Source organism: Enterococcus sp. DIV0660C, assembly GCF_017316125.1.
GTDB lineage: Bacteria > Bacillota > Bacilli > Lactobacillales > Enterococcaceae > Enterococcus_B.
In genome coordinates this window covers 1-13,545 of sequence record NZ_JAFLWA010000040.1, presented here as the reverse complement: position 1 = coordinate 13,545, position 13,545 = coordinate 1, and the positions used below count along the sequence as shown (strand labels likewise).

Annotated in this window: 18 protein-coding genes; 10 read left to right on the top strand and 8 right to left on the bottom strand. The window is 31.9% G+C overall.

All coding sequences use genetic code 11. The annotated features are described in order from the left end of the window. Positions 1-710 precede the first annotated feature (710 nt). Positions 711-1,484 carry a carbonic anhydrase family protein gene (locus tag DOK81_RS10810; RefSeq protein WP_206910787.1) on the top strand — a complete coding sequence of 258 codons (774 nt, stop codon included), beginning with the start codon at positions 711-713 and terminating at the stop codon, positions 1,482-1,484. 315 nt (positions 1,485-1,799) lie between these two features. On the opposite strand, the gene DOK81_RS12350 is transcribed toward DOK81_RS10810, so the two are convergent. The 3 genes from DOK81_RS12350 to DOK81_RS10800 form a co-directional block, all read right to left on the bottom strand. Continuing rightward, complete coding sequence (locus DOK81_RS12350; protein ID WP_242589999.1) at positions 1,800-2,036, bottom strand: MarR family transcriptional regulator; 237 nt, start codon at positions 2,034-2,036, stop codon at positions 1,800-1,802. A 45-nt stretch (positions 2,037-2,081) separates the two neighbouring features. Next, entirely contained in the window at positions 2,082-2,309 is a 228-nt protein-coding gene (locus DOK81_RS12345; RefSeq protein WP_242589998.1) for a hypothetical protein, read from the bottom strand. Between the two features lie 216 nt (positions 2,310-2,525). Continuing rightward, positions 2,526-2,882 (bottom strand): potassium channel family protein, encoded by a 357-nt coding sequence (locus DOK81_RS10800; protein WP_206910786.1) that lies wholly within the window; start codon positions 2,880-2,882, stop codon positions 2,526-2,528. A gap of 447 nt (positions 2,883-3,329) precedes the next feature. On the opposite strand from DOK81_RS10800, the gene DOK81_RS10795 reads away from it, so the two are divergent. The 5 genes from DOK81_RS10795 to DOK81_RS10775 all read left to right on the top strand — a co-directional run bounded on the left by DOK81_RS10795 (position 3,330) and on the right by DOK81_RS10775 (position 7,245). Beyond that, positions 3,330-3,737 (top strand): hypothetical protein, encoded by a 408-nt coding sequence (locus DOK81_RS10795; protein ID WP_206910785.1) that lies wholly within the window; start codon positions 3,330-3,332, stop codon positions 3,735-3,737. A gap of 269 nt (positions 3,738-4,006) precedes the next feature. Next, positions 4,007-4,648, top strand: a complete 642-nt coding sequence (locus DOK81_RS10790) for a hypothetical protein (RefSeq protein ID WP_206910784.1) — start codon at positions 4,007-4,009, stop codon at positions 4,646-4,648. Positions 4,649-4,722: 74 nt separating this feature from the next. After that, on the top strand, positions 4,723-5,784 hold the full coding sequence (locus DOK81_RS10785; protein WP_206910782.1) for a hypothetical protein: 1,062 nt from the start codon (positions 4,723-4,725) through the stop codon (positions 5,782-5,784). 169 nt (positions 5,785-5,953) lie between these two features. After that, positions 5,954-6,667 (top strand): TraM recognition domain-containing protein, encoded by a 714-nt coding sequence (locus tag DOK81_RS10780; protein ID WP_206910781.1) that lies wholly within the window; start codon positions 5,954-5,956, stop codon positions 6,665-6,667. A gap of 299 nt (positions 6,668-6,966) precedes the next feature. Beyond that, a complete protein-coding gene (locus DOK81_RS10775) occupies positions 6,967-7,245 on the top strand; it encodes a hypothetical protein (RefSeq protein WP_206910779.1) in 279 nt (92 codons plus the stop codon). A gap of 509 nt (positions 7,246-7,754) precedes the next feature. Here the strand turns inward: DOK81_RS10775 and DOK81_RS12405 are convergent. The 3 genes from DOK81_RS12405 to DOK81_RS12400 all read right to left on the bottom strand — a co-directional run bounded on the left by DOK81_RS12405 (position 7,755) and on the right by DOK81_RS12400 (position 8,717). After that, on the bottom strand, positions 7,755-7,886 hold the full coding sequence (locus tag DOK81_RS12405) for a hypothetical protein (protein WP_277988530.1): 132 nt from the start codon (positions 7,884-7,886) through the stop codon (positions 7,755-7,757). A 300-nt stretch (positions 7,887-8,186) separates the two neighbouring features. Further along, positions 8,187-8,330: a type I toxin-antitoxin system toxin PepG1 gene (gene pepG1 / locus DOK81_RS10765; RefSeq protein ID WP_347401446.1), complete on the bottom strand. Its 144-nt coding sequence runs from the start codon at positions 8,328-8,330 to the stop codon at positions 8,187-8,189. Positions 8,331-8,585: 255 nt separating this feature from the next. Then, positions 8,586-8,717, bottom strand: coding sequence for a hypothetical protein (locus tag DOK81_RS12400; protein ID WP_277988530.1), 132 nt, complete (start codon positions 8,715-8,717; stop codon positions 8,586-8,588). A 670-nt stretch (positions 8,718-9,387) separates the two neighbouring features. Between DOK81_RS12400 and DOK81_RS10755 the strand changes: the two genes are divergently transcribed. After that, a complete protein-coding gene (locus DOK81_RS10755; protein ID WP_206910774.1) occupies positions 9,388-9,525 on the top strand; it encodes a hypothetical protein in 138 nt (45 codons plus the stop codon). A 47-nt stretch (positions 9,526-9,572) separates the two neighbouring features. On the opposite strand, the gene DOK81_RS10750 is transcribed toward DOK81_RS10755, so the two are convergent. After that, positions 9,573-10,691, bottom strand: a complete 1,119-nt coding sequence (locus tag DOK81_RS10750) for a YhgE/Pip family protein (RefSeq protein ID WP_206910773.1) — start codon at positions 10,689-10,691, stop codon at positions 9,573-9,575. 425 nt (positions 10,692-11,116) lie between these two features. Here DOK81_RS10750 and DOK81_RS10745 point away from each other — a divergent pair, with 425 nt between their 5' ends. From DOK81_RS10745 to DOK81_RS10735, 3 genes are all read left to right on the top strand, one after another. Beyond that, positions 11,117-11,596 carry an Rrf2 family transcriptional regulator gene (locus tag DOK81_RS10745; protein ID WP_206910772.1) on the top strand — a complete coding sequence of 160 codons (480 nt, stop codon included), beginning with the start codon at positions 11,117-11,119 and terminating at the stop codon, positions 11,594-11,596. A gap of 1,024 nt (positions 11,597-12,620) precedes the next feature. Beyond that, positions 12,621-12,884 carry a PbsX family transcriptional regulator gene (locus tag DOK81_RS10740; RefSeq protein ID WP_206910771.1) on the top strand — a complete coding sequence of 88 codons (264 nt, stop codon included), beginning with the start codon at positions 12,621-12,623 and terminating at the stop codon, positions 12,882-12,884. Beyond that, entirely contained in the window at positions 12,878-13,228 is a 351-nt protein-coding gene (locus DOK81_RS10735) for a type II toxin-antitoxin system PemK/MazF family toxin (RefSeq protein WP_206910770.1), read from the top strand. The genes DOK81_RS10740 and DOK81_RS10735 overlap by 7 nt, the downstream gene beginning before the upstream one ends. A 23-nt stretch (positions 13,229-13,251) precedes the next feature. On the opposite strand, the gene DOK81_RS10730 is transcribed toward DOK81_RS10735, so the two are convergent. Beyond that, positions 13,252-13,545 (bottom strand): helix-turn-helix domain-containing protein (locus DOK81_RS10730; RefSeq protein WP_206910769.1); only part of this gene is annotated, 294 nt, incomplete at its 5' end.

The following is a 13,545-nucleotide window of genomic DNA, read 5'->3' as shown; positions in this document are numbered from 1 at the left end:
GGCACACTATTATTTTAAATCTTTTGGAGGTTGAGATGGATATAAATTGTTTTATCGATAATGATGTAAAAAAAAAATAGAAATACTTGATTATTTAAGAAATATCGAGGGGTATAAAAATGGTATTGAAATAGCTCATGAACTATCGATTGATTGGAAAACAAGTTACAAATATTAAACTTAAATGAATCAGTTCAAAACCTTGTTGAAAAGGATTTGAGCTGATTTTTTTATTTCACAATTCTTTTTTTATCCAAAAATGATAAATTGAAATGAAATGACTTTATCTCTAGGAACTAAGCGTCTCCCAGTAACAGTAAAGATTCAAAGCAAAGACAACTGGAACTGAATTAAATAGGAAATATAATAAGAATGAATCGAAGCTTTTTTGTATAGCATTAGATTTGTTGATTATGGATTTTCTGTGATTCCAGATATTAGCGATGGTGTAAATGATGTTTATTGGTAAGCCGTGACTTCACCAGAACTATTCCCCGATTGCTGCATATGTCCATGGATGTGAGGAAAATATCTTAAAATATGTTCTTTATGAAAAAATAAAAAATTGGTAAATTTTTTTAACTATTTGACATGATGCTGTACTTTATATTCAAGTGGGTAAAAATAGGTATTATAAATAACTAAATATGACACTTAAATACTTTAATTTCATGTATATTGAAGAAAACTAGTATTAAGAAGGATGAAAAATGAAAAGAAAAGTGCTCGTTATGTTACTTTTGAACTGCACCGTTGTATTATTTGTTGGATGTTCTTCAAGTAATACTACAATTAATTCGTCAGAAAAAGAATGGGCAACCACAGAGGCATCAAAACATGCAGAAAAATCAGGCCATGTTGACTATGATGATCAAGCAGATTGGGAATTTACTTCTGGAAAAATGCAATCTCCAATTGACATTATAGGGGATAAGACTGAAAAAATGACGCCAGATAATGGAACAATTACATTAGATTATAGTAAGGATATCACGAGTGTTGAAAATAATGGCCACAGTATCCAGGTTACTGGAGGAGGACAAGCTATCATTAACGGAAGAAATTTTGAATTAAGTCAATTCCATTTTCATGCGGAAAGTGAGCATACTGTTGATGGTGAACATTATCCCATCGAAGCTCATTTTGTTAATATGTCTCAAGATGGACGAATCGCAGTAATAGGCGTCTTTTTTACAGAAGGAACAGAAAACAAAGGATTTCAAGAAGTGTTGGATGATGTGAACAAGGAGAAACCAGAACCTATTAAGAATTTAAATGATATGATTCCTACTAATAAAAGTTACTATCATTATTTAGGTTCTTTAACAACACCCCCATTAACTGAAAATGTTGAATGGTATGTTATGAAAAACAACATTGAAGTATCACCAGAGCAAATTGAATCTTTTAAAAAACTATACTCTCATAATAATAGGGATATTCAACCGTTGAATGGTAGAGCAATAATTGAGCATAACGAATAAATAAATTAGTGATAAAAACTTCTTTCAATCTGATTCTATAAGTGGTAGCCCCTTAATTAGTATCAATAATTTTGATGAAAATTAAACGATGAAGATAGGAGTTGTTAAGAACTGAAATTATGAACATTATATTTTATCTAATAAAAAAATAGATATTGGCAATACACCCATCTATTATTATGCAGGCAATTTTGACAAGATGCCTGCTAAAATACCAATGAGTTATAGTCCAATAGGAAATATCCTACTGGACTATAAAATTAAATATTTATGTTTTAATTAACTAATCAATTTTTTGTGTCTTTAAATAAACGATCAAGTAAGCGGTTTAGTTCGTTCCATTCGGAAAAAAGAAAGGGTTGAACGGTCTAATAAAATATTCGGAAGATCATATGCTTCTTCTCGAGTCGTTTTTCCTAGTTTGGTAATAGTGATCAGCAATACACGCTCATCTTCTTTACTGCGAATTCGTTTTACTAATCCGTGTTGGTCCATTCGCTTTAATAGAGGTGTCAGAGTATTGCTTGATAAATCTAACTTCTCACCAATCATTTTTACTGAAAGGGTGTTTTCATCGTGAAGGATGACTAAGATCAACTATTGAGGATAGGTCAGTCCATATTTCTCTAGCATTGGACGATAAAGTCTCTGAATGGCACGAGAAGTGGTATAAAGTGAAAAACAATGATCATTCAAAGGAACTAAGTTTTTATCTGCTTTCATAAGTACACTCCAATCTAGTGGTGAAAATAATAAATCAGGTTTATATGTTCTATGGATTGCTTGAGAGTAGATTCCTGAACCTATTTTATGATTCTCAACCATTGACCCTGCCTCCCATAAAAGAACCTTATTAACATATTGCTAAAGAGGCACCTCCATCGTGGGAATAGCTATCACACCAACTTGCAGGAAGATTATTGTTTTGAAGTTCTCTGTAGTAATTAAAGAATCAGTATCTTCAAAAATTATAAGATACTGATTCTTTCTGATTTTTACAGAATTTTCTTTGTCTGATTAGCCACAGAATAAAGTTGATTATTATGCTTGATGTTTATCACTTTGATGTCGTTTATGTGACTCATGTGAATGAATATAATACTTTACTAGTGATGAAATAAAAATACTCATCACGCCCATTCCAAAAGTTCCGTAGATAATCAAAAATGTTTTACCTAAGATAGTTACTGGATGTATATCTCCAAAGCCTATTGTCGTTAAGGTAATAAAACTTAAATAAAAGGAATTAAATATACTAAGATCCTCTATTAAGAAAAACCCCATAGTCCCCACAAATAATGTAATTACCATTAAAAACAAGATACTGCGCATATCTTCATTTTTTAAGATTAAAACGAATTTCCTTAATAACATATTTATTGATTTATACATATTCATGATAATTAGCTCCATTTCTTAGCAGTCTGTCATAAGAAACGTATTTCTACTCCTTGAACCTGCTTTATATTTAATATAGTTATTAAAATATAATATACCAGATAAACAAGTCATAGTTATCTATACAAAAGGACTTGTACAATACAATCACATAGTCACATAAATAATTCTTCTGTTTTTTTATTAATACTGATTAAATTTTTAAGCCTTACTTGCGCATCAATTAATAATATTTTTTTACTAAAAGTTTTCATCGATCTGTAATTTGTGTAGATAAACAAATCCAATTCCTAATTTCTCAGCTGTCTTCTACTTATCAGAAATCTTTAAATATGTAAGAATCTCTAACTTTTTTGTAGCGTTATTTTATTGTACATAATTAGTCCGTTTTTTTATTTGTAAGCTTTTTGTTTATTTATATAATTATTTTTGAAAGAAGGTTATATTATGGTAAACATTCAAAAAAAAGAAAGCAAAGTATTATCAAAAATCAATGATAGTATTACTAATATTGATACTGACATGGATATTATCAATACAAGTGATGATATTGATTTAATTTACTCAGAACAACAAGCTGCATTAGCAAACATTTCTTATATTTTAGAAAATGAAGCTAAGCTTGGTAACCTAGAGGATAAAGAGGAAGTTCATGAAGAAAAAGCTATTGATGACTGGGCTTCAAGTGAAGTAAAGACCTTAAAAAAAATCAATAAAAAATTAAAGGATCTTGAAAAACAGCTTTATACATTAACTGGTAATGCCAACAAAGCTAAACGGTTCATCGCTCAAAAACAAGCTATTCGTGATATAAAAAATATTTTACACGATGCAAGTCGATTTTTTGACTTATAAAAAAGTTTGATTGAGGCTGTAAATAATTTTATGTAAGTTCTTCTTAGTAAAATGTAGTCAGTGACCCTATCTTCAAAAAATTGGCGAATTGTGACAGAGTCTTCCCCTAACTTTTGGACTTTCGTGGTTCACTTTGTTATACCCATTGTCACAAGACAAAGAACATTTGGCAACAATTCATCTATCTACTAATTTAAACCCATCAGTTGGTTTGAAGAATATCCAGTCAGAGGATGTCTGACAATATTAATATTGAGGAGGAAAACAGTATGAGATCAAAAAGAATAATCGGAATGTGTTTTGCAGCAATCACATTGGTAACACTAGGTGCGTGTTCAAAAACTGAAGAATCAGGAAAAATCGTGGATGAGTCTGGAAAAGAAACAGTTGTGAGTAGTTCATCCACAAAAGTTGCGGTAGACGAAGTAACATTGAAAGATGATGGGTATTTCAAGGATATCGTAACGAATGGAATTGATCCTAAGATAAAGAGTGAAGTTTCTTATCAAACAGATTATGAAAATTCTGATTGGGATGATACAAAATTTGTGATTGATCACATTAAAATTGTTAATGTCGATAAATACAAAGATAAAAATGATGATAAGTTCAGTACATTGCTCTCTATAAAATATAAAATGTATAATGAAGACTCAAAGGACAAACACATCAAACCTGATAAAGCTTATTTGATTTTAAATGATGGAGAAAAAGTTGAAGCGCTTGTATTTGAGGATGATTGGGATGACGAAGTTTTGACCCATGACAAACATAAAGATGGGTATCTACATTTCAAAATTAAAAAAGAACAAAAATTGGAAGAAATAAAGTCTTTAGAAATCGGCTTTAAAGCAGATGATGATGAAACCCACACATTCAACGTGAATCTTCCACTAGAACCACAGAAATAATCTTTTAGGCATTTACTATCTAATAATCAATTCATTAGATAGTAAATGCCTTTTTTAGTTGAGGAGGAACTTCTATGAAATGGTACGTTAAACTAGCCCTTGCTTGTGTTTTCATTCTTGGCTTAGCGGGTTGTTCAAATCGAGAGGCTGATAACGGAAAAAACCAAACGAATGTGAAGCCCACGCTTTATTCTTTAGATGAACAAAAGAAGGAATTAGAGAAGATGCCCGTGTTTTACGATTTAGCTTTTTCTAATGATAAACAAGATAGCGGTACATACGTTATCCCTGGTCTCTTAAAAACAGAAACTTTAAAAGCGAATCGAACAGGAAAACAAGAAATTAGTGACGAGATGGATCCGCAAGGGATAACAGTTGCAGAAGACTATGTGCTAATTAGCGCTTATAGTCACAAAAAGGATTACAATTCAGTGATCTATGTTTTAGATAATAAGACACATTCGTATATAAAGACCGTGGTCTTGGATGGTAATCCACATGTGGGAGGTATTATCTATGATCCGGTCAATCAAAATATTTGGGTTTGTAATGATAAAAGGAATACTTCCACAGCAAGGATTTCATCCATTTCTTTATCCGATTTAAAAAAATATCGATTCAGTGAGAACTATGAGCCTATTGAATACAACCAGACAATTGATTTGACTGACTTAAATAAAGCATCTTTTATTGGCTATAAGAATCATGCTCTTTATATAGGTGACTTTTCTGATAAGAGACATGGAAAAATGAATAGATATACTTTGAATGAACAGGGAACGGTCAAGCAAACATCTGATAGAAAAATCGTAATTGAGGATAAACCAGATCAGACGTATAACATTAATAAAGAAATTCAAGGAGTCACATTCTATGAGAACTATATTTTATTTTCTCAGTCCTATGGATCAGAGAAATCGAAAATATTGATTTATAATGATGAAAAGAATTCACTCTCTTTGGAAGAAGATTTAGTTAAGGAGATTGAGGCACCACCTTATTTAGAGCAGATTTATTCTAAAGAAAATAGTTTATATGCTATTTTCGAGTCAGGTACCAAGCGTTTTAGAAAAAACAACAAAATAATTAAAGTGGACAGAGTACTACAACTAGATGAACAAAAGGTATTAAATTAGTAAGGGACGCTGGTGAATCGTAGCTCCTTTAAAAGAGTGTGTTACAAAAGAAACTCTTAAGATAGTTCTCGTTGTATTCGATAAACAGTTTGACGAGTTATCAGAAACCCATCGCAAGCTATTCAATCAGTTATTCATTCGGTACGAATATAAGGAAAGTCCGTTCTATTTGTATGCGACTTCAGAGTCACTTCAGACCAATATAAACATGTTGATTGATAGTGAAGTGGGGCAGTTATTCGATACAAAACATTGTGAACTGGAACTGGATTTCAAAGAAATTTATCGTAAGAATCAGTTAGTTTACTTATCATTGAACGGGTTAATCTATGAAGAATTCATCAAGCAATTGGCACATTTTATCATTGGAGACTTGAAACATTTAACAGCAGAAATCTATAGAGGAACCGAAAAAAAGAAGGAAATTCTCACACTATTTGATGAACCAGCCAGCTATCTGGACGAGTCCTTTATAGCGATTGCAAACAAGGCACGTGGAGCAGGCGTTCACGCTATCTTCAGTCCACAAACTATGACAGACATTGCGAAAATTGATGAATCACTCATGAAACAACTAGTTGGGAACGTCAACACATATATGGTCGGACAGGCAAATGAGAAGGACGAAGCGAGTTATTGGGCGGAAATTTTCGGTACTTATCGTGACTTAGAACTCACTGAAATGATTGAACAAGCGGATGGTTTTAACAATTTGAACAGGACTTCGTGGTCAGGTGAACGTGGAACAAAACGCATGGTCGACAAGTTCAATATCCACCCGAACGACCTAAAAAGTTTACGAACAGGTGAGTTTTATTTCTATCGGAAAGGGCAAAATAGTCATGAACCAATACGTAAAGTATACGTTAGGAACCCAGTGTGAAATAGCTGAAGGAACATAGAAGCACTCAAAAATAAACACTTTATTTTGGCAATGAGTCTTCTATGACCCTTCATTGAATCTTCAATGAGTCTTCCATGATCTAGACAATGACAAAAAAAACTAACAAAAAGTCCAGTGCCCATCAACTAAGCCCGCCTAAGATAATGACTAAAGAAGTGAGAGAAAAATAAAAAAGATAAAAATAATAAAAGACTAAAAGAGTAAAAGAATAAGGTTAAAAGAAAAAGCAACAACCCTACCGTCAACGTCCCACCAAAACTTGGGACTGCCGAAATCACTTGGTATCTTTAAAAAAAGATGAATTGATTGATTGTTTTCTTTCTGACAACGATAAAAAAACGAAGGTGTACTATTTGGAACGAATTGGCTATCAATCAATTCAAGGATACTATCCCTTAGTAAAAGTTCCAAAATACAACTGGTACCATTGCTTGATGATTAATGAGGCTTTGCTTGAAACTTTAAAAGTTGTTGGAGCTCAAAAACATTTGCGTTACATTCAAAGTGAGCGTCAACAAGTTTACGAAGTAAAGGACATGCAGCCAAGTAAAAAATAAGCGTTTATTTTTTGTTTCTGATTTTCTCTTACGTTTTGAATCACAGACAGGAAAAAGTATTAACTGGTATTTTGAAATTGAGTTGACGATTAAAACGAAACGTCGATACAAGGAAAGGGAAAGTGTGTTTGTAAAATATATTAATCATTTGAACAAACATAAAGATGCCCATTTAATTTATGTCTCGCCTTCAACTATTATTTTAGAAGAACTGGAAAGATACAAAAAAAGAAATTGAGGATCGAGCAGTCAATGCAGAAGATGTTTTTTCTTGTTTTCATATTTTCTCACAAAATGAATTTCGAGAACGATTGGAGGAATTGATTTTGGATGATTCACATATCAATTGGTAACTTAAAACATGAATCTAGTTTTCTTTTATAAAGCGTGCTATAATAAACATGAAAAGAGAAGTTGCGCAAACAACTCCTCTTAGACAGCACCGTTAAAGACGGTGACAGAGTTTATATTACATGAAAGTAATCGTCGCTCCGGCTAAAGTTTGACGATTACTTTTTTTTGCTTTTTTTCGCTTCAGTCAATGCTTGAATGAGTTTTACTATTGCGGTTAAAAACTCAAAAAGAGCTTTACCACAAGTAGCAATTACTACAATCAAAGCAGTGATTTCTGCAAGATGCAAAAGGCGTCTCCTTTCATAAGATTTCGGAAGTACGATCATACGCACCACCTCACTTTCGATTGGATAGCCACCGTCATTAAACTTTACTGTCGGTCACATTATAACATATAAATAAACGAGATCCATTTTTCCATTAGAGGCTAAAACATGAATCTAGTTTTCTTTTATAAAGCGTGCTATAATAAAAACGAAAAGAGGAGTTGCGCTAACAACTCCTCTTAGACAGCACCGTTAAAGACGGTGACGATTTAATCTAAATATTTCAAGAAGAAATAGCTAGTCTGCTCGCTAAAGTGACGGCTATTTCTTTTTGTCGTGTTTAAGCATGGATACAACCAAACCAATCAAAGCAATGGTAAACATACCAAAGCCAAGAATAGTTTGAATTGTCTCATATGCGGACAAAAGGCATCTCCTTTCATAAGATTTTGGAAGTACGATCATACGCACCACCTCACTTTCGATTGGATAGCCACCGTCATTAAACTTTACTGTCGGTCACATTATAGCATATAAATAAACGAGATCCATTTTTCCATTAGAGGCTAAAACATGAATCTAGTTTTCTTTTATAAAGCGTGCTATAATAAACATGAAAAGAGGAGTTGCGCTAACAACTCCCCTTAGACAGCACCGTTAAAGACGGTGACAGAATTTTAATTATCTAAAAGAGATAACCGGCTCCTGCTAAAGTGACGGTTATTTCTTTTTGCTTTTTTTCGCTTCAGTCAATGCTTGAATGAGTTTTACTATTGCGGTTAAAAACTCAAAAAGAGCTTTACCACAAGTAGCAATTACTACAATCAAAGCAGTGATTTCTGCAAGATGCAAAAGGCGTCTCCTTTCATAAGATTTCGGAAGTACGATCATACGCACCACCTCACTTTCGATTGGATAGCCACCGTCATTAAACTTTACTGTCGGTCATATTATAGCATATAAATAAACGTGAATGAATCAGTTCAAAACCTTGTTGAAAAGGAATTGAACTGATTTTTTTGTTGTCTATTTTTCAAAGTAGTTACTCCTTAAAAAGTTCAAAAGATAAGAGAAGCGGAACCTCATTGCACGCAATGATTTCCGTAAGTGGAAATATTCTGTACCAGAATATTTTTTAGATTTAAAAAAATGTCAGAGCGCTGGTTCATTGTTTCAATCCTATTGATTGTTTGGGTCAAACGAGCGGAGAACGCTGCTATCGAATTGGCGAGAGTGCTTATACACCTTCCACATTCATAAAAAAAGGGTGGAAAAATTTTTGAGAAAACCACTCAAAAATTTTTCCTACGGCACTTCCTTTTTTTATGCCTGCTTCAGGTGAAAATCATAAGCACGCCAAACCGCTATCAGCTCAGCTCGAAATGATCCAAGTTCAAACAATAAAAAGGAGAAATCTAAACAATAAACCAGTAACATTTTTTAAAATCAAATTTTTTCGCCACCCACAAATCGCTTGCTGAAATGAACTTGGCAAAATCAAAAACAAGGAGAGATATTGAAAATGAAAACAACCGCAAATACAGTCAAAAAATATTTAAAAGAAAATGGTTATGAAACGAAAAATATACGTGTTCGAGTAGAATACGTCGGATATGGAAGCACGTCAATTTTTTCTCTAATCTCCGCCTTCTTTTTTTAGCGGCATCAATTTTATAGATTCTCATTATTATCTCCCACCTTTATTGTTTAGTTTGATGTTTTTTTGAAGCGTCGTTCATGTATTAAATAGGAAAGTAAAATTAAGAATTGGCCAAAAATTAAGAAGCCGATTAATACGTAAACATTTTCTGCTAAATTAATGCTTTCCAAACTGATAATACTTCTCAATCCTCTTATTGTATAGGTCATTGGAATACAAGCATTAATTTTTTCAAATAGACTATTGGTTAAGAGAATAGGATAAACGCCAGCTGCAGCTGACGTTTGGAACATAGTTAAAATTAAAACAATTAAAGATCCAATTCCTGGAATCAATTTATTAAATCCTACAATTATACTCAAGAATGTTGCAGAAGTTAAAAATAAGAAAGCCATTAATTGATAGAGTGAGTTAACTGGAATATGGATAAATAAGAAATTCCCACTTAGTAATAAAAGTACTTGAACTAAGCCAATTATCACAGGAAAAACATATTGTTTTGTCCAGTACGTTGTAAATTTTTCTCCTTTTTTCTTCAAATTACGCATTGTAAATTGGTTGACAAATATCCCAGCAACAAAAAGTGTTAACGAAAATAGATATGGAGCCATTACTTCACCATTATTTTTTACTGGATGAATATTTTTGACCTGTAATTTAACGATAGAACCAGTTGAATCTGGAATATTCATGCCTTGCATTTTGTCAATAATTTTAGAAGATAGTTCTGCATTAACATGTTGTACAAATTGGTTCATTGTACTAGTGATGACTTTTGAAGAAAAGGAATTAAGTCCTTCAGAAGTTATCAATTGTATTTCAGCGTTTTCTTTTAGCTTTGGAAAAGTTGTAATTTTACCTTGAAAATCTTCACCAAAACTTATAATGGCATATACTTTTCCATCTCTTAACTTCTCCATCGCGCTATCCATACTTGTTTCTTCTTTTAAATCAAATAATTTTTCTTCAAATAATTTTTCTTGAATTATATTTTTTTCGGAATTGACTATAGCTACTGGTAACTGATCCATATTACCATATGGATCTAATGATGCACCTAAAAACAATCCAGAATAAATCATTGGAATAAGGGATAAGAATATTAATACGAATCCTAAAACAATTTTCTTTTTTATAATAAACACCTCTTTATTTTTATAACCCACACAAACCGTAGATGTCTTTTGACTACGGATATAATAAATCTATAGATTTTATTTGTCAACAGAAATGCGAATTTTATAAATTGGAAATTTTTAAAAATTTAAAATGATAGAAACAAAGAAAAAAATTGTAGAAGTTGATAGATTAAAGGATTTTATTGTCAGGTAGTTCTAACTTATCATTTTAAGAATAATAGAATTTAAAAAATAAGTAAGAAATTATATGAAAGGATATGAGGAATTAAAATATTTAAATATCTATAAAGATAGAGAAAAATCTAGGTTCTACTTACTCTAGTTTTTCTCTATTTTTTTATAAAAGACAAATTTTTAATCCATTTATATTGAAAGAATAACTAATATAGTCTATATTAGTTGTGCGACTGTAGATATTAAAAGTCAATAGATTTTAGAAAGGGTGTAATTGTTTGAAATTAAGTAATTCATTTATCCAATCTGTTGCTATTCTTGTAATGCTAGCTGAATTACCGGAAAAATCTTATTTAAAATCTTCTGAAATAAGTCAGCGAATGGGAGTTTCCCACACATATTTACAGAAAATTGCTAAAAAGTTAAATAATGCTGGTATTATTCAATCTGAAGCATCAAAAACAGGTGGCTATTCTTTAAATAAGTCAGTAAGAGATATCACATTCTATGATGTCTTTAAAGCAGTTGAAAATTCAGATAGTTTTTTAAATAATGTCAAAACTGATGTTATACATACAATGTTTTTATCTGATAAACTTGTAGATAAGTATGGTAATCTAACATTAGATATTTTAAAAGAAGCAGAAAATAGTTATCTTTCTGTATTAAAAGAACATTCAATTGAAGAAATTGTACCCAAAAATTCTAAAGGAGAATTATTGATAATTGACTGGCCATTGTTTCTGAAGAATAATTAAAAATATTAAAGGAGGATCATTGCATGAACATTGGTAATATTGCTCAATAGATTGCAGTAGTTTCTAAAATAGTAGCAATAATTAGTGCTATTATGTATCCATTAATACAAGAAAAGAGAAAAAGCGGAACAGAACGTTTGGCTAGAAGGGGGTATGCACTAGTATATGACGTTATTATGGAACGTAAAGAAAAACAAAGTGCTAGCACTAACCTTGAATCTTTTAAGCAATTAGTGGATAGATGTCAATAAAGTAGACAGAAAAAAAGAGATTTCCAGTGTAGTTCTTCTTTTAAATTTGGAGAAAGCATATCAATTGCTGAATGAGGTCTTCTAGGATTATAAAAAACTTCGATATATCTAAAACGAGCAAGTTTTACCTCTTCTAATGAAGAGAATGTATGGCGTTTTAATTCTTGATTTTCAAGAAAGCGTGCGGAAGGTTTTCTGTTGTTTATTTATAAAACCTACTACGATTGACTTTTAGCACACGACATAATTTAGAAATTGTGTGTTCTGATTGAAGTAAGTAAATAGCCTTTTGTCGTTGGTGGAGTGTGGCGTGAATATGGCAATCGCTTTTTTTTAGATAAGGCTCTCCTCTTCTAAAGTAGCCTTTTGTTTTTGGAGTTCCCTCACTTGCTTGGCAGTAAGAAGCTCTCCCGATTCCATTTCAACTCTAGAATAGAGTTTGATCCATCGTGAGATGGCTGTTTGTGAACCCCCATATTCTTTGCATAAACTAGATTGAGTTTTCCCACATTAGAAAAAATTTAAAGAGATGGTGTAAAAAAATAGAAAAGCCCAACAGGGTATGCTTTTTTGTCCGTTCTGTTTATCTGCTGAAAAACTTAATTTAGAAAAGGACATTGAAGTTGAGCAAGAGAAATAAAAGATAAAGTAAGGTTTCTGTTGGTTCAAAAATTCATAGGATGTTAATCTAATTTAATAGGGAAGGATAATTATGTATATACATTCTTTCTTGGATATGTTATACTATGTATATACAGAAAGAGGTGTCTAATATGGAAATGCTACCTATAAAAAAATGGGGAAATAGTAATGGTCTTAGATTGCCAAAGTATATTATGGAATATCTTGGAATTCATACAGAAGACAAAGTGAAGATAATACAAGAAGAAGTAAACGGTCAAAAGCGTCTAATCATCGAGGCTGCTAATTTAGAAAATGAATTAACAATTGAGCAGTTATTTGAAGATTATACTGACGAAAGAAATCATGTGACGATTCAAAACTTAGGTGAAGCAGTAGGTAATGAAAAATGGTGAGAAAGCCTAGACAAGGCGATATTCTATTATTGAATACAGCACCTCGATCTGGACACGAACAAACAGGAAAAAGACCTTATATTGTTTTAAGTCATGATATTATTGCAGATTATAGTAATGTTGTTACAGTTGCTCCTATTTCTAGTACAACTAGAAACTATCCGTTATATGTAAATATTAATTCAAAATATGAAATGAAGACAACAGGAAAAGTATTATTAGATCAATTAACGACAATTGATTATGAAGCTAGAGATTGTATTTTCTTGGAAAAAGCACATGATAGTTTGGTTGAGGAGTTATTGATGAAAGTTAGAACAGTATTTCAAAAAGTAAGTAAATAAAATAGAAACAACAGCATGACCAACTATCCGTCGTTGATCATGCTGTCTTTTTTTATTCTATATACGGTTTGTCTCGTCACATTGTAGTCTTTCGCAATCTTTGAAATAGCAATTTCTTCATTTAAATCCTTAACGATGTTTTCATAAACTAAACGTCGTTGAGGATTTTTTGTGTCTGCGCTATATAATTTAGGACGACCTTTATAGACACCGTTCTCTTTAGCAATCTTAATTCCTTGTGCCTGGCGTCGTTTAGATTCAGTGTGTTCTTGTTCAGCGATCATGGCCAAAATTTGAATGATTAAATCTTTAATGAA